This is a genomic window from Thermostilla marina, assembly GCF_054657455.1.
This window is the reverse complement of the sequence record NZ_BAAHYR010000001.1, coordinates 4,797,497-4,815,030: the sequence shown is the minus strand read 5'-3', so window position 1 is coordinate 4,815,030 and position 17,534 is coordinate 4,797,497. Positions and strand designations below refer to the sequence as shown.

The 17,534-nt window shown below is 61.4% G+C and carries 9 protein-coding genes; 6 read left to right on the top strand and 3 right to left on the bottom strand.

The features are described from left to right. Positions 1-352: 352 nt before the first annotated feature. The gene (locus tag ACYQ2I_RS17410; protein ID WP_460168306.1) at positions 353-1,756 is read right to left on the bottom strand and encodes a cytochrome B6; all 1,404 of its coding nucleotides are present in this window, start codon (positions 1,754-1,756) and stop codon (positions 353-355) included. A 323-nt stretch (positions 1,757-2,079) separates the two neighbouring features. After that, the gene (locus tag ACYQ2I_RS17405; RefSeq protein ID WP_460168305.1) at positions 2,080-5,553 is read right to left on the bottom strand and encodes a WD40 repeat domain-containing serine/threonine protein kinase; all 3,474 of its coding nucleotides are present in this window, start codon (positions 5,551-5,553) and stop codon (positions 2,080-2,082) included. Positions 5,554-5,756: 203 nt separating this feature from the next. On the opposite strand from ACYQ2I_RS17405, the gene ACYQ2I_RS17400 reads away from it, so the two are divergent. The 3 genes from ACYQ2I_RS17400 (at position 5,757) to ACYQ2I_RS17390 (ending at position 9,445) form a co-directional block, all read left to right on the top strand. Then, positions 5,757-6,359: an RNA polymerase sigma factor gene (locus ACYQ2I_RS17400; RefSeq protein ID WP_460168304.1), complete on the top strand. Its 603-nt coding sequence runs from the start codon at positions 5,757-5,759 to the stop codon at positions 6,357-6,359. A gap of 348 nt (positions 6,360-6,707) precedes the next feature. Beyond that, the gene (locus ACYQ2I_RS17395) at positions 6,708-7,562 is read left to right on the top strand and encodes a hypothetical protein (protein WP_460168303.1); all 855 of its coding nucleotides are present in this window, start codon (positions 6,708-6,710) and stop codon (positions 7,560-7,562) included. Next, complete coding sequence (locus tag ACYQ2I_RS17390; RefSeq protein ID WP_460168302.1) at positions 7,559-9,445, top strand: ATP-binding protein; 1,887 nt, start codon at positions 7,559-7,561, stop codon at positions 9,443-9,445. Before ACYQ2I_RS17395 ends, ACYQ2I_RS17390 begins: the two co-directional genes overlap by 4 nt. Positions 9,446-9,469: 24 nt before the next feature. Here ACYQ2I_RS17390 and ACYQ2I_RS17385 read toward each other — a convergent pair whose 3' ends face one another. Next, entirely contained in the window at positions 9,470-12,265 is a 2,796-nt protein-coding gene (locus ACYQ2I_RS17385) for a hypothetical protein (protein ID WP_460168301.1), read from the bottom strand. A gap of 432 nt (positions 12,266-12,697) precedes the next feature. On the opposite strand from ACYQ2I_RS17385, the gene ACYQ2I_RS17380 reads away from it, so the two are divergent. The 3 genes from ACYQ2I_RS17380 (at position 12,698) to ACYQ2I_RS17370 (ending at position 17,533) form a co-directional block, all read left to right on the top strand. After that, on the top strand, positions 12,698-12,997 hold the full coding sequence (locus ACYQ2I_RS17380; protein WP_460168300.1) for a transcriptional regulator: 300 nt from the start codon (positions 12,698-12,700) through the stop codon (positions 12,995-12,997). A gap of 796 nt (positions 12,998-13,793) precedes the next feature. After that, on the top strand, positions 13,794-15,245 hold the full coding sequence (locus ACYQ2I_RS17375) for a serine/threonine-protein kinase (RefSeq protein WP_460168299.1): 1,452 nt from the start codon (positions 13,794-13,796) through the stop codon (positions 15,243-15,245). A 461-nt stretch (positions 15,246-15,706) separates the two neighbouring features. Beyond that, on the top strand, positions 15,707-17,533 hold the full coding sequence (locus tag ACYQ2I_RS17370; protein ID WP_460168298.1) for an HlyD family efflux transporter periplasmic adaptor subunit: 1,827 nt from the start codon (positions 15,707-15,709) through the stop codon (positions 17,531-17,533). The last annotated feature ends 1 nt before the right edge of the window (position 17,534 follow it).

The window sequence follows — 17,534 nt, the reverse complement described above, 5'->3', positions numbered from 1 at the left end:
CGCGTTCAGCGAGAATTCCGGTGCCGATCGTGCTGCGAAACGCGCTCGCCTGCGATCGTGAACCTGTCCTCCGCGAATGATACCAGCCGTTCACGGCAAACTCAACGTTTTGTTGAATCCCGCTATTGGCGACACGGGCGATTCTCGCCGCGCCCGCCCACAGCGCGAAGCGTTTCTGCACAAAAAGCCGAGGGCCGGCGCGGGATGTTCCCGACCGACCCTCGTTCAGCACAACACCCGCTCCCTGCGTGGGAGGAAGGGAGGTAGGAGTTTCGTCGATGAACCGCCCCCTACAGTTCCGAAGAACGCTCGGCGGCGCCTCCGATGGATCGGCAGTCTCGATCCGGAATCATTACAGACATCGCAAGAAGGCGACCAGGTCGGCCTTCTCTTGCTCGGTCAGCTTCGTACCGAGAACCAGGTTGTGAAACTCGACCGTGTCTTCCAACGTCAACAAACGGCCGTCGTGATGGTAGGGCGGCGAATCCTTGATTCCCCGCAACGGGAAGGTCTTGATCGGGCCGTCGCCGACCATCATGTGGCCCTGCACCGCGTGCGGTTCGAAGAACCGCTCGGTGTGGAAATCGTGCATCAGGTTGTCGGTGTAATAGGGCGGCTTGTGACAGAAGGCGCAACGCCCTTTCTCGAAGAACACCTTCTGGCCTCGCAACTCCTGCTCCGTCGCCTTTTCTGGGTCGAGCATTCCGAAGACGTTCAACTTCGGCGCGGGCGGAAAGTCGAGAATCGCCAGGAACTCCGACATGAAATGGACCTGGCTTGCCCGTTCCAAGACGTTCACGCCTTTTTTCGTTGCGATGACGGGATCGCCGTCGAAATAGGCCGCCCGCTGCTCGAACTCGGTGAAGTCTTCCACCGTCTTCAGCGCCCGCTGCGATCCGAACAGCCGTTGCACGTTCACGCCCCGCAGCGACGGCGTGTCGAGCCGGTGGCGAAATTCTTGCGGTCGAATGTCGCCCACCAGGTGCGTGGCCGCGTTCGTGTGTCCGTTCACGTGGCAGTCGAAACAGGTGACGCCCAAGCTCGGCTTGAGACAGCGGCGGTCTTCGGTGGCGTTGAACTGTTGCTGCGGAAACGGCGTCACCAACAGGCGCAACCCTTCCAACTGCTTGGGATTCAAGATCCCGTTGAACAGACGATGGTAGTTTTGCAGCGTCACGACTTCTCCGTGCGACACGTCGCCCAGATCGGGACGCGTCGTCAGGAAGATCGCCGGCGGATATTCCGGCAGCAAGTGAGCCGGGAGGTCGTAATCGAGATCGAACCGGGTGAGGTCGCGGCCTTCTTGCTTCAGGATCTCATCGATATGATGCCGCGGAAAGACCATCCCGCCTTCCAGATGGTTCGGATGCGGCAACGGCAGAAAGCCCTTCGGCCACAATCCGCGACGCCGAATCTCGTCGGGTGACAGCGAGGCCAGCTCCTGCCACGACGAGACGCCTTCGGGCAGCTTCACGCGAACGCCCTGCTGCACCGGCTTGCCTCGCGACATCGTGACGCCCTCGAGCGGCCGATCGCTCAGGTCGTAGCGTTCTTCCAGCAATGTCATGTGCGCCTCGCGAATCGCCGGCTTGGCGGCCTGCATCCGCTCGACGATCGCCTCGAAACGCTCGTGGATCACCACCGGCGCATAACTGGAAGGCTCGGATTGTTGGGCTCCGGCCCTCATCCCCCACAACGCCGCGCCGATAAACACGGCGACGGCTGCCGTTTTCAAGTCGAAACCGTAACGACACATCGTTCACCCCCGCGCATGTGCGAAAACGATCCGGCCGCCGTGCTTCCTGGAACGTCGGCCTGTCGGTTCGTGGAGCCTTCGCGCGCCCTCGTGGTCGCGCACGGCATCTTAAGCCTCTTAAACACGGCAAACGCCCGCAGGTTTCGCGAATCGACAAGGATTTTTTATGTTTGCTGCAATCGACTTGTTTTCTAGAGGATATATCACGACGGCCAGCCGTGAAAAACGGTATCGCACACTGCATACCGCGCATAACCGAAGATGCACCAGCTCCCCGGCGGCCGAAACGGCTGGTCAGAAAAGAACGAACGGCCCTGCGGCGATCACGGCGACAGCTTCCAGATGCGTAACCGCTTGTCGATGTCGCGGGCGATCAGATAACGCCCGTCGGGAGAGAACGCAACCGGCGCCCCGAAGCCTTCAAATACGGCATGACACCGCCCCGAGGCCACGTTCCACAGACGCACTTCGCTGCGGCCGGTGGGCGACGGCGGCGGCGAGCCGCTGACCAAGGTGCGACCATCGGGCGAAAACGTAAGCGACGTGATGAAACACGGCGTTTCGTCGAATTGCCGGATCAGTTCGAGCGAGCGGGCATCGTACAAGAAGATGGCCGGTAATGCGGTGCTGACCGCCGCCAGGTATTCGCCGTCGGGACTGAAAACCATGTCGGCGGGTGCACGGGTCTGTAACCGCGTCTGCGACACGAGCTTCCACTCGTTCGTATCCCACAATTGGATGTAGCCGAGATCGGTGCCCACGGCGAGACGTGCATCGACCGGAGAAAGCGACAGCATCACCGGCGCACCTTGCTCTCCCGAAATAGCCTCGATCGATTCCGCGGTAGACGTCGCGAAATCGTATCGAAACAGGCTTCCGTTGCGATGACCGGAATACAGGTAGTGCCCGTCATGCGACACGACCAGCGAGGCCGGTCCGCCCGGCAGCCCTTTCAACGTCTTGACGGCTTCCAACGTGCGGGCGTTGCGGAGGACGAGCTGACCGTTCCTTTCTATGCACACGAATTGCGAGCCGTCGGGCAAGATCGCAAACCGCCGCGCTTGCGTCTGCCCGCTCTCCGTTCGTGCCAAACGTTTGCCGTTGTTCAGGTTCCACAAACTGAGCAGGCTGTCCGGCGGACCGCCTTCGACGGTTACCAGCCGATTCGTACCCGGCAAGAATTGTGCTGCGTTGACCGGAAGCGTCGTCCCTCCCAGCGTGTCGGGAATCTCCGGAGCGTTCAAATCCCAAATGCTGAGAATTCCTTCCGACACGGTGTACACCGTGTGATCGTCGGGTGCGAACACCGCCGAAACGGCGTGCCCTAAGTGTGCCGTCAACTCACGGACGGGCGATAGCGTTTCCACGTCCCAGATGCGGGCGGCGAAGTCTTCACCCGAGGTAATCACCTTCGTCCCGTCGCTGGAAAAGCCGACCGAACGCACGGGGAACAAGTGGGCTTCCCGAATGTACCGCTTTTCCGCGTTTTCGAAATCGTACAACAGCAAATGGCGGGCACCGACCGCCGCAAGCGTATCACCGTCGGGCGAAAACGCGACCGACAAAATCGGCGCGCGAAACTCGCGCCACGTTTCCAGCGGCGCCAAATCGGGCCATGACACGATGTGAATTTCGCCGTTGCCTAACCCCAGGGCCAATCGAGAACCGTCGGGAGAAAAGGCGGCCGAGCGCACCCCCGGCTTGACCTCCAGCGAGGGCATTTCGAATCCGCCGGGAACGTCCCATACCCGCAATCCGTAATCGGTTCCGGCAACCAACACACCGCCGTCGCGGCTGAATTCGACGCACCAGGCGACGCCCGACTCGATGAACGCTTGCGATTCCTGCTCACCAGTGACCGCATCCCAAATCCGCAAGGTTTGATCGTAGGCGGCCGACGCCAGATGTCGACCATCGGGGGAAAAGGCCAGGCAGGCGATCCAGTCGGTGTGTCCGTACAGGTTGGACACCTCGGCGCGGGATTCCATGTCCCAGATCGCGATGTCGCCGCTCCAGGTTCCGCAGGCCAGGCGGCGCCCGTCTTTCGACAGGGCGATACGCCGAATCCAACGGTCCTTCGAGGCCTGGCTGCCGATCGTCGTCCGACCGGCGGTGCACATTGTCCGCAATATCTGCCAAGCCGCATCGCGCAGATCGGTCGGGCATTTCTCGGGATCGTCGAGGATCACCAGCGCCTGGGCCGGGTTTTGCGCCATCAGTTCACGGACGTGCGCCAGCGTCTCGGCGTAGGCCTGCTGCCGGCTGCGGTCGCGTTGCGAGACGATCTCTTCGGCCTGCGAGCGGGCGACCTGCTCCCATCGCTCGCTGGCTCGGCTGGCCGACACGAACCGCTCGCGATACCACCACATGCCGCCGCTGATGACGGCGGCCACCAGCAACAGCACCGCCGAGGCGATCACCGCGTCGCGATGCCGCTTGGCCCACTTCCACACGTGTTCCCACCACGGCGCGGGACGGGCCAATATCACGCGCCCTTGCAAGAAGCGACGCAGATCTTCCGCCAACTCTTCGGCGGTCATGTAGCGGTCGTCGGGATCTTTCTCCAAGCATTTGAGGCAAATCGTCACCAGGTCCCGCGGCAAATCGGCTCGCAATCGAGACGGCGAGATCGGATCGGCCGTCCGAACCTGCACGAGCGTGTCGATCGTCGAGCGGCCGCGAAACGGCGGGCGTCCCACCAAGAGTTCATATAGAATCGCACCCAGCGCGTAGATGTCGGCTCGGGGGCCGATCTCCCACGGCCGACCGCCGGCCTGCTCCGGGGCCATGTAGCACGGCGTGCCGATCAACTCCTCGCCGCGCGTGGCGGTCGAGTCGTCGTCCAGCATCTTCGCCAGGCTGAAATCGGCCAGTTTCGGGGTCCCGTTTTTTTCCAGCAGCACATTCGCGGGCTTCAAGTCGCGATGCAGCACCCAGCGATGATGGGCGTAGGCGATCGCCTCGGTCAATTGCAAAATCAGCTCGGCGGCGCGACGCGGCTCCCATGCCGCATCTTGGCGATCGGCCAACGAACCGCCTTCCACCAGCTCCATCGCCACCAACTGGCACTGGTCCGTTTCGGCGATTTCAAACACCTGGACGATGTTCGGATGGCGGAGTCTCGCGGCCGCTTCGACCTCGCGCCGAAACTTCCGGCGTATCGAGCGATCGAGATCCGGTCCCGTGCGGATCACCTTCAACGCGACGATGCGGTTGAGCTTCAAATCTTTGGCGCGATAGACGACCCCCGACGCCCCTTGACCGAGAATATCGAGCAACTCGTAATGCGCCAGACGGCGCCGCAAGGTTTCGCCTTCGGCTTCCTCGAATTCGGTCTCGGAATCGGGATCGCGATCGGCCGCATCGTGCTCGATGTCGGTTTCGTCGAAGGCGTCATCGGTCCCCGCGAGGCCCCAGGGGAGGGTATCGGCCTGCGAGTGGACGGCTTCGTGGACAAAGAAAAGTTCTTCGAGGTCGTTCCCCCGATCGGGGAATCGTTCGAAGTACTCGTCGAGATCCGGTTTTTCGCCCGCCCGACAGCGCGCCGCGTACTCGGTATAGATGAGTTCGAGCACTTGTTCGCTCGTCAATCGCGCGGGGCCGAGTTCCTCGATGAACGTCTCCGCCCGCGCAGGGTTGCCCGCGGCGATCCGCCGCTCCAACGCCGCGCACGCCGCTTGAAAGCGTTCCTCGAAGACCTCGTCGGGCGAGGTTCCGGAAGGATCGAATTTCGGAAAGTGGGTGTCTTGCGGCACGTGTGCGATCGGTCCCAGAAAGAGCGAAAAAACCGGTTCCACCGGCAGCACGATCGAGGGGACCGCTTCGAATCGGGTTTCTTGCTTTGTTTCGCGCCCAATTCGATTATAATATCCTTCGCCGAATCGAACGCACGAAATCCCAACGGGAATGCGTACCCCGTCCCAGGTGGAAGGGCTTTCGATTTCGGTGGGGAGCTGCCGCCCGATTGCACATCGTCAGTGAATACACGGGACTCTGATTGGTGGCAGGCAAGAATACAGTCAACTACACGGAATCCGCCGAGCGGGGGTTTGCGCAACTCGTCGAGGCCGCTCAGACCGACGACGATGCCTTGACCGCTCTTTTGGAACGGTGCGAATCGAAGTTTCGCATCGTCGCACGGGTATCTCTCGGCCCGATGCTGCGCTCGCAGGTCGATACGCTCGACCTGGTTCAATCGATGAAGCGAGTGCTCATCCCCGGATTGCGCACGGGACGCTTCGATCTCGCTTCCCCCGAACAACTTGTCGCGCTGGCGGCCACGATCATCCGCCGCAAGGTGGCACTTTATTGGCGGCGACAACAGCGACGGCAGGTCTATTCATTGGCCGACGAGAAAGACCTCCCTCTGGGGTTGATCTCGGTCGAAGACAACGGGGCCGAACACCTCGACGACGAGGAACTGCTCAACAGCCTGTTGGATCATCTCGATCCTGAAGACCGCGAGATCTTTCAAATGCAATTGGACGGGTTGAGCATCGTCGAGATTGCGCGGCGGACGGGGCGTCGCGCCGGTCCGTTGCGGGCACACCTGAGCCGATTGCGCCGCAAGCTGCGGGAAAAGATCGACGCCCGCCTGCGCTGATCGGCCGCCGACGGTCAGACATTCACCGATCACTCCCTTTTTCTTTTGCTGCCCCCTCGGAATGGGCGTCGCGGCCGTCGCACTCGGCACTTTCGGTAGAAGACGAAGCGTTTCGACGACTCAGCAGCTCACTTTGCCTTTCCGCCGCCCGCCTGTCTTCCCGATCATACTATTCCGGATGGGCCCCTCGGTATTGTCTCTCGCTTTCGGCGGTTCTCCGGCGATCGTCCGGCTCGCGGAATGCCGTCCTTCAGCACCGCGCCCGGTCGCCGACAGCACGTTACGGCCGTCTCGTTTCAATTCTCGTGTGAAGATCAAGTATGGAGTAACGAAAGGAAGGAAAGCCGAATGATCGCACGGATGACTATCTCGACGCTACGGATCGTCACACTCGGCATCTCGGCAATGATCGCCTTGTGTTCTCTCGCCGACCGGGCCGAGGCCCAACACCGTTACGGCGAGTCGATCAAGCCGATCCTGCAAGACTTGTTCCTTGGGGAGTCGGTTTATCCGCAAGAACGCGGTGAGTGGCAAGTCACCACCGGCTTCATGTGGGCCAAAGAACACGAAGACGATTTCGAGATTCCCGCCCTGATCGAATACGGCATCACCGACCGTCTCCAGTTCGGTGTCGAAGTGCCGACGACGTTTCTGCGACACGGAGCGGAAGACCACGAGGGCGTGGGCAACATCGAGCTGGATACGTACTACAACTTCTGGAACGATCCCTGCTCGCGCACGGCCTACGGTGTAGGCTTCACCGTTGGATTGCCCGAGGCGACGCCCCACGTGGGCAACGATGCCGTCATTTATGAACCGTACTTCGTCGCGTACGGCGAAAACGACCTGTTCGCAACAAACGTGTACACGGCGATCGAAATCGAAGACCCGTTGGACGAACACGAGGACACGACCGTCGGGGCGCAATTCGATGTCGCTTGCTTCACCGAGATCGGTCCGTTCGTGCCGTTGCTGGAATTGGGCGTGGAGATCGAAGAGCACGGCGAAACACCGGTTCGTCTGGCTCCGGGAATCTATTGGAAACCGCGGGCGTGGCCCGAAACCGAATTCGGTGTCTCACTGCCGATCGGGCTGAACGAAGAGGCGCCCGATCTCGGCGCATTCGTGTTCTTGACCTGGGAATTCGGTGCCGAGGCGCACGAGCGGCACACACATCACGGCATGCTCGAGGGGCTGGAATGACGCTTCGCCGTCTTCACACCTATCCGCGATTGCTGCTTTGGCTCGGGATGGGTCTGTCGGCCGCGATAACCGTGGCGCTGGTCGTATGGACGCGAACGCAACGCCTTCAAACCCGACTTGATGCGTGGCAAAGCACTCGTGCGACCCTGGAACAGCTCAACGCGCTCGACGCCGCGACACTCCGCCTGGTCAAAGAGGCCGGGGAATGCGCGCGCCTTCACGACATTGAACCTGAAGTGAACGAAGAATATGCCGCAGCGCGAGAGACATTGGCGAGCATTCTCAACCACCTCCGGCAACGGAATCGGTTGGAACAAAAGTGGGTCGACGACGAAGACGATTCGGCATCCGAAGTTACTGAGGAACGCGAGCTGGCGGGGTTGCAACACGAGTACGAACGGTTTTTGCGCGAGATCGATCACGCTCTTGCGGGGCTGCCGATCGCCGATCCCCAAATCGTGGAACGAAATCTTCACCTAGTGACCGAAGCCCAATATGACGGGAAAATTTTTCCGGTCATCCGGGCCCTACACGAGGAAGAATCGGCGCAGGTCGAACGACGACACGCCCAAATGCAGCAAGCCCTGACCGACCTCAGTACAGCGGTCGGCGTGGGGGGCGTTTTGGCGGTGATCATCATCGCGCTTTCCAGCCTCGCGGCGCTGCGGGCCTACCGCGAAACCGTCCTGGCCGAGCGGGCCGCGCGGCGTCTCGAACAAGCCAAGACGCGGTTCCTGGCCAACATGAGCCACGAGATCCGCACGCCGATGACGGCCATCCTCGGCTACGCCGAAATCCTTCAAAACCGCCTCGAGTCGACGGAAGATGCCGAAGCCGTCGACATCATCCTGCACAACGGACGCCACTTGCTGGAAATCATCAACGACATTCTCGACTTGTCGAAGATCGAGGCGGGCAAGCTCAAGATTTGCCCCGTCCGATGCTCACCGTGTACGGTTGTGTCCGAGGTCGTTTCGCTGATGCGTGTGCGGGCGAGCGCGAAGAACCTGAAGCTGGTCGTCCGCTATGCCTCGCCGATCCCCGAAACGATTACCACCGACCCGGTCCGACTGCGTCAAATCTTGTTGAACCTGGTCGGGAATGCGGTCAAATTCACGTCCCGCGGCGAGGTACGCATCGTCGTTCGCACGATCGATGTCGACACCGGCCGTCCGCAGATGGTCTTCGAGGTATCCGACACCGGTCCCGGCATCTCGAAAGAACAAATCGCCCGCTTGTTCCAGCCCTTCCAGCAACTTGAACAACGAACCGTTGCCGACGAAACCGGCACAGGGTTGGGGCTTGTCATCAGCCGCCGCCTGGCCCAAGAGTTGGGCGGCGACATCGAAGTCGAATCGGAACCGGGCAAAGGCAGCACCTTCCGCGTGACGATCGACGTCGGATCGCTCGACGGGATCCGCCTGCTCGACAATCCCAAAGAGGCCGAACGACGAGTCGCACCGAAGCGTGCCGCCAAGAGCATGCGATTCCGCGGGCGCGTGTTGCTCGCCGAAGACGGCCCCGAAAACCGCCGACTGATTACTTATATTCTCGAAAAAGCCGGGGTCGAGGTAACGGCGGTGGAAGACGGTCGACAAGCCGTTCACGCCGCGATCGAAGCCTTGAAGAAAGAGGAACCCTTCGACCTGATCCTGATGGATATGCAGATGCCCGTCATGGACGGCTACGAAGCCGTTCGACAGCTACGGGCCGAAGGATACAAGCATCCGATCGCCGCACTCACGGCCCATGCCATGGAGTCGGATCGACAAGTCTGCCTCGAGGCGGGATGCGACGCCTACGCCACCAAGCCGATCGACCGCGAAAACCTGTTCGCGCTGCTGCGGCAATATCTGACCGTACTCGAACCGGCAGCGTCGTAGTACCCGGGATTTCCGGGGCGGTTGTCAGCGACGGAAGCCGACCGCAGGTCGAATGGCTTGTTCTACACCGCCGGGTGCCGCGCGCCCGCGCAGTCGCACATCGTCGATCGACGCTTCCCCGATGCCCGTCAAGTAGAACCGGACGGCCATCGGCCCGGAAAAGGCCGCCGTGCGATAGAAGCTGAAATGGTGCCAGCCGACCGTTTCTCCCAGGCGTAACGCCGTCGGCATGCCGTGCTGCGTGTCGGTGATCATCAATCCGTCGATACCGGCGGTGATCGGCCGTGGAATGTAAACCCAGCCGTCGATCTGCACCGTCTCTCCCGCCCGCACTTCGACGGAAGGCGAGGTCATTACCACCGGCGGCGCGTCCAACAACAATTGCTGTTCGTCGGTGGTGGGGCGCACTTCCAGGTGCAACCCGAATCGTCCCGTGCGTGCGGAAGCCGACGCCAACTCGGCGCGGCCGACCACACCCTCGACCGGCAACACGACGTGTTGCCATCCGACCCGGGGCACCAATGCGGGATCCTCGAAATCCCCGGCGGGCAGTCGGTTCATCCCTCCCACCTCGGCCATCACGCGGGGAGCATATGCGCGATGGAGCGGCAACGTGTCGAACCGCACGGCCGTGGGAATCGAGATCGGATCGTCGAGTGCCCGCGCGACCTCCCGCCATACCTCGCGTTCCAACAGACGCACCGGACGTTCCGCCCGCACCGCAGCCAGAAACGCTTCGGCGGTCACGTTCGTGGCGAAAAAGCCTTCGGACCACTGCAATTGCAGTTGCGAGGCGCGAATCCATTCGCCGGCCTGTTCGCGTTCGACGCCCGTTCGTGGATATAATTCGCGAACGCGATCCAACCGTTCTTTCGCCAGCATGCGTTGCAGCTCGGCCATGCGGCGCCCCGATTCGGCCGTCGCTCGCGACAAGCGCTGCAAGATCAAGGGATCTTGGGTGAGCACGACCAACGAGGTCGGACCGAATTCGTCGATCGTCACCCGTACACCGCCGGTCACACGCTTATACCGGATCGGTTCCAGGCTGCCCGGCAACAGAAGATAGGCCGTCCAATCGGGCACGCCGGGCACGACGAACGACACCGTCTCGCCCGACGACTGTCCGGCGACGTATTGGGCTTGGGCATCGAGCCAAAGGGGGGCGATCAGGCGTCCCCGTTCGACTCGGAAGAGTGCCGCTTTCGCCTGAGGTACACTGCCGTCGACCATCCCTTGGAACCGGCCGCCTGCCAGGAACGGTTCGATGCAATCGAGTTCCTTGTTGAGAAGTTCCAGCGCGGTCGCCCGCATCCGCGTTGCGGGATCGTTTTCTTCCAAGGACCGATGCGATCGAAACAACAATCCCCGGGCGCCTCCGGCCAGGCTCAAATAGGTCAACAGGCGGATTTGTTCCGGCGCGATCGTATCCAACTGCCGGGGATCGGCTCCTGCGGCTTGCCACTGCTCGAGGAGTACGGGATCGGGTTGGGTTTGGACGACCGTCCAAAGCGGCGTTCCCGGCCGGGCAAGCAAGGGACGGGTCCGCAGCCAGGCGGCATAATCGACCAGCTCGAGACTCGTTCCGCAAGGCTCCCGCCCCAACACGACGATGTCGACCGCTCGGCTGGCCTCGCGCAGCTTCGTTTCGGGCCAGGCAATCAACGGGCGAGACGACACCGGATCCTTCGCACGCACGAAACGGGCGTCGGCCGCCAAGGCCGTCGATTCTTCGGGGGTCGCGCGATAACCCAAGTCCCAGGCGATGACGACGTTCCAGGTCTTTCCGACCGTGACGACCGACTCTTGCGGACCGGCGGACCAAGGCGGCGGACAAATCACCTTCAACCCCGCCGCGGCCGCCTGCAACAAGAACGCTCGATCGGGAACCCGATGCAACCAGACCGTGTTGAACCCCAGACGGCGAATCGTCTCCAACGACTCGCCCTGGTACTCGATCGCCCGCGGATAGAAGGGGTTCCCCTCGATCATCAATTGCGTACCGTTCAAAGCCGTCGGTGCAGCCGCGGGAAGCCCGGGCAATCCGACCACCGGTGCCGCCGAGGCCCCAGGGCGCGTTGCCACCGAGCCCAAGGAACCGCCGACCGGCGGCGCGACGGGAGCCGCAGCCCCGCTGTTCGGAACGGAACCGAGAGGCGGCGAGACCGCCACACCACCGGGACGTGCATCGGGCAGATAACCGGCCAGCGACAGATCGTCGAGCCAAACTTGCGTGTTTCCCGGCCCGCCGTACACGTTCACTTGAACCGCCCGCAAATAGGCACCGCGGGTCTCGATGTTCTGCTGAAGCTCCAACCGCAACGCTCGAGCAAGACGCTGAATGTGCGCCGGAAAGTCTTCCACCCGTAGGGCCTCCCAGGCCCGCGTGATCCGAACTTGCGCGCCGGGAATCCGCAACGACAAGGGCTTTCCCGTGTTCGGATCGATCGTGTACGGCAAGACGACGATCCCATGAAGCGAAACGCCCGGCCGATCGGCGCGAACCCACAACTCGACGGCCGTTTCATCGATGACCGGAGCCGGTTTCAAGGGGTATTCGTAGTAGACGGCCGTGCCCGGCCCAGCTTCGATGGCGACGAATTCGGCCCCTCCGGGCGAATGCACGACATCGCTTACCTGCCGGTGTTGAAGCTCACGATAGACGGCATCGCCGCCGATCGCACTCCACCGCACCGCCGGCGAGTCGAACGCGTCGATCAATACGCCGCCGACAAGCGTGGTCGACGCCGGCGGCTTCGACGACTCTGTTGCCGGCGACATCGTTTGTGCCGAACCCGCCTGCATCCCGAGCCACAACACCATGACTCCCGCAACGACCGCAAACGACCGGCGCGCACAGCCATCGGAATGCCAAGCTGTACGGGGAGATTGCCATTGGGAAGCACGTTTCATGGGACGTGACGACTCGGTGTCGATCGGGTGAGACGGCGTTCCGGTAGTGTGCGGCCACCGCAGACGGGAAGTGTCGCCTTCGGGCAACAGGCCGCAACGGTTCGGTGTTCTCGACGTAAGTTCCGCTTGTATCAGGATTTGCCGTTTTCGTCCAGATCGAATGTCGCCTCGGGGCAACACACCGGCGGACGATCACCCGAATCGGCAAGTTTTCGGCATTTTTTGTATCTTCTAGAGAGTTCGCAACTTACAACTACGAATGCCGCCATGTCGACCGTTTCGGGTACGGGCGTTGCAATTGCTTAACAACCGGAAGCAAGCAACACCGGAGGAGACGCCCCCATGACCCAGCCGCGACCGATTCACCCGACCCAACAGGCAACCGTCCCCCAAGAGTTGAGCGAACTCGTGCAGGTGATCGGCGAGTTGCCCGTCCAGTATCGCGAAATCGTCGAACCGGCCCTCAATCGCGTCATCGAGGCCACCAAGCGGCGACGCCGAATCTTGAGCATGGTCCAAGACGCCTTGGGGCAACTCCGACTCGACATGAAATACATGATGTTCGATCTCGAAGCGACTCGCCGGGAACGCGACGAGTACCGGCGCAAACTAAACGAGATCGACGGCTCGAACGACTTTTGAGCTACGACTTCGCATTCTTCCCAACCCGCCGCGACATTGCGACGGTTCACCATAAAGCCCTGCGGGCGCGTCAGGACGACACCGATCTAAGGACGGATTTTCCTCGACAACCCGGATTTTTCCGGCTTACATATTCGCAATCGTTCAGGCAATATCGAGATTCAGGCAACGATCGGCACAGGAGACATCGAGGGGACGCCGCGCGGCGTCCCCTCCCTCTGAAATACACTCTCTTCCTCTTCCACTGGTGCCCCAGGAAGCCGTGTTCGCCGTTCATGAATGGTTACGGCTGCCCCCTGCCGCAACGATTCACATGGCGTGCGACGGTTTCCGACACAGAGCTCTGATCCGAATGTGCCCCGGATCGGAGCTCTGTTTATGCGCCGCCTTCGCCGGAAACCGAGCGGAAGACAAAGCGAAACGTCTCGCCAAGATTCAGCTTTCTTGTGCGAATATCCCCAAAAACACTCCCAAGCAGGCGGCGAGCCGTCCGTACGGGGGGGCTGGTTTGTTGCGTGTTTTGCCGTCTCGGAATACGATAGAAGGATCGGGCCGGCACGAATTCACGAGGCGATCCGCAATCGCGGCCGGTGGTCGCTTGCGCATCTTCGCGTGTTTTCTCAAGTTGCGCTCATACATCGAAGACGCGATCGACGTGCGCCCGTGCGGTCCCGCAAGAACCAGAGGAAACTCGTCAACCACCTTAACCTGTGGGGCAGGATGACGCGGTCTCCGTGGAACAGCAGCACTGATTCTCATCTACCCCGGTGAACGGAGAAGGTAAGGCATGTCGCCGATGAGCAGTGAACAACTGGGGCAACGCATTATCGACCTGGGCTTGGTCGATGCGGCTCAATTGGAAGACGTTCGAAAAGAGTTCGGTTCTCAAGAAGTACCGGGCGATCAGTTTTGTCAGGCGCTCGTTCGCCGCGGGCTGCTCACGAATTACCAAGTCGACAAGCTGCTCAAAGGAGATACCTCGGGGTACTTCTTCGGCGACTACTGCGTGATGTATCTGGTGGGTGCCGGTTCGTTCGCACGCGTCTATCGGGCCAAGCATAGGCATTCCGGCGAAGTCGTCGCCCTGAAGGTTCTGCGACACCGCTACAGCAACAATCCCGAGGCGGCGGCACAGTTCGTCCGCGAAGGCCGACTCGGAATGGCCCTCCGGCACCCGAACATCGTGGCCGTGTACGACGTCATCTCCGAAGGTCGCACGCACTTCATGGTGATGGAGTTCGTCGAGGGGCAAAACCTGCGGGAATTCGTCAAGGTCCGCGGACGTTTGGACCCGGTCGTCGCCACCCGCATCGCCTTGGATATCGCCTCGGGACTCGACTACGCCATGCGGCAGGGCATGACCCACCGCGACATGAAATTGAGTAACGTCTTGATCGCCAGCGACGGGACGGCCAAGCTGGTCGACTTCGGCTTGGCCGCTGTCGACGAGGCGGTCGAAGCCAACTTGCCCGAGGTGCCGCCCAACGCGCGGGCCATCGACTACGCCGCACTCGAAAAGGCCACCGGTGCCCCGAAGGGCGATCCCCGCAGCGACATCTATTTCCTCGGCTGCATGTATTACCACATGCTTACCGGCGAAGCCCCGCTGCTCGAAACGAAAGACCGCATCAAGCGGATGAACAAGGCCCGACTGCTCGACGTCGTGCCGATCAGCCAGCGGATGCCCGATCTTCCCAAGCCGCTGTGCATGATCGTCGAAAAGGCCATGGAGCTGGAACCATCCCGCCGCTATCAGACCGCGGGCGAAATGGCACTCGACCTGAAAGCCGCCGCTCAGCGTCTGATCGACGGTACGATCAACCACGTCGAAAAGCTCAACGACGTCAAAGAAGAACTCCAGCAACAGCAGGTCGTACTGGTCGTCGAATCGAACGTCAAGCTTCAAAATTTATTGAGAGACAGTCTCAAGAAGGTCGGCTATCGGGTTCTCGTGATGGCCGATCCCGAAAGGGCGGTCAATCGGCTGCTCGACGATCCGGACATGATCGATTGCGTTGTGTTCAATGCCCAAGAGCTCGGGCAGGCAGCCATCGACGCCTTCAACAAGCTGGGCGACGATCCCCGCACGCATTTGGTGCCGGCGGTCCTCATGCTCGACAATCATCAGCAAGGTTATGCCCTCGCTGCGAACACCGCCGACCATCGCCGAGTTCTTCAAATGCCGATCAAGGTCCGCGACCTGCGAAACACGGTTGCCGAACTGGTCGCCATCAAGGCTCCGTCGTAATCATCGGCAATCGGGCGCATCGCGCGTCGGTTTATTCCGTTGCCCGCCTAAACCGCCCAGACCTTCCGTCTTTCCCCGCGCCGAATCGGCAGATTTTGCGTCCTTCGAAAGCGTACCTTGTATATAATATCAAGTACCAGCGGCACATACGTCGCAACGTCGTCGATCGACGACAACGGCTGCGTCCCGGTCGGGCAAACGACCGGAACACACCTTTCCGAAACCCATGGCGGCGTTTCGGGGTTTGATAAAGTGGTGGTGTGTGCGCGGGCTGCATCCACGGGAATGGGGGAAACCGATCTATCGACGGCATTCCGCCGGTAACCTATTCGGTGCCTTCTATCCGCCGACCGTACGACCGTCCACCGTACTACCCTTCCGTGACCAAAGCCATCATTCCGAACGATCCCTTCTTCGGCCCGCTGATCGCGGCGACCGAATAAAACAGAGGTATTCGAATCATGTCCCAGCGAACCGGCTCACAAGCGTCGAAGATCGATCGCGATCGGCAAGGACGCTCGACCTGGGTGATTGCGGCGGCAATCGCCGTCGTCGTCGGCGTGCCGCTGGTCGTGTTCGCCTTGGTGCCCGACTTTTCGTTGCCGTGGGGTGCGGCCGACGAAAAGCCCCTGATGGTCGCCGTCCGCCGCGGTGATTTCGTCCATGAGCTGACCGAGCGCGGTGACGTGGAAAGCGCCAGCAACGTGGAAATCATTTGCGAAGTCGAAAGCCAAAACAGCAGCGGCGCCACGATTCTCGACATCGTTCCCGAGGGTACTTGGGTCGAAGAAGGCGACATCGTCTGCACGCTCGACTCTTCGGCGCTTGAGGACCAGTACACCAAGCAAGAAATCGCCGTCGCGAACGCCAAGGCGGCCCTCATCCAGGCGCAAAACGCCTACGACACGGCGGTGATCGCCAAGAAGGAATATCTGGAAGGCCAGTACCGGCAACAATACCTGAGCGCCCAGATCAATGTCTTTGTCGCCGAAGAGAACAAACGGCGTGCCGAAGACTATCTGAAATATAGCCAGTCGCTGGCGCAGAAGGGGTATATCACGCAAGCGCAACTCGAAGCCGACCAGTTCGCCCTGGAAAAGGCGGTCAAAGAACTCGAATCGGCGGTCACCGCCCTTGAAGTCCTCGAACAATTCACCAAACCCAAGATGGTCCGGCAACTCGATGCCGATATCGAGACCGCCAAGGCGAAGCTCGAATCGCAACAACATGCGTACGACCTGGAGGTCGAGCAACTCGAATACATCAAAGAGCAAATCGATAAGTGCACGATTCGCGCCCCGGCGGCCGGACAAGTCGTCTACGCCAACCGCGTTGGCGTCCGCGGGCAAAACGACATCATCATCGAGCCCGGCGCCCGCGTGCGGGAACGGCAGACGATCGTTCGGTTGCCCAATCCCGCCGAAATGCAGGTGAAAACCAAGGTCAACGAGTCGAAGATCGGTTTGGTGCATGTCGGCACGCCGGCGATCATCCGCGTCGATGCACTCGACGGGGCCGAAATGGAAGGCGAAGTCGTCGAAGTGGGCAAATATCCGATGCCCACCTCATGGTTCAACTCGAACGTCAAAGAGTACGAAACCGTCGTCCGCATCAAGCAGCCGGTCGAGGGCCTGCGAGCCGGGTTGACGGCCGAGGTCCGCATCATCGCCGAGCGCTACGAAGACGTCCTCATGGTGCCCGTTCATACCGTCTTCGAACACCGCGGACAAACCTGGTGCATCACCTACGAGAACGGCAAGCTCAAGCCGGTACCGGTCGAAATCGGCTCGACCAACGATAAGGTCGTGATCATCAAATCGGGGCTGAACGAAGGCGACGAAGTCGTCCAAAATGCCGCCGCTTATCGCGAAAAGGTCGGAATGGCCGAAGTCCACTCGCGTGAAGACGAGGCGTCGCAGACCGGAGCCGATGCTTCGGGATCGCGTTCCGGCGGTGAGGAGAGCGGCGAAGCGGGCGGACCGCGCGGACGACGCCCGGGCGAGGGCGGAACGCCGCAAGCCGCAGGTGAAGGCGGCCGACGACCCGGCGGCGGCCCCGGCGGCTTCGATCCGGCTGCCATCGTCGATCGCATCTTTGCCACACTCGATGCGAACAACAACGGCAAGATCGACGCCGACGAAATTCCCGCCGATCGTCGCGACGAAATGTTGAAAAACGACTCCGACGGCGACGGGGCGATCAGCAAGGCCGAAATGCAGGCAGGCATCGCCGCACGCGGCGGCGGACGCCCCGGCGGAAATGGACCTCGAGCCGGCGACGGCAACTAAA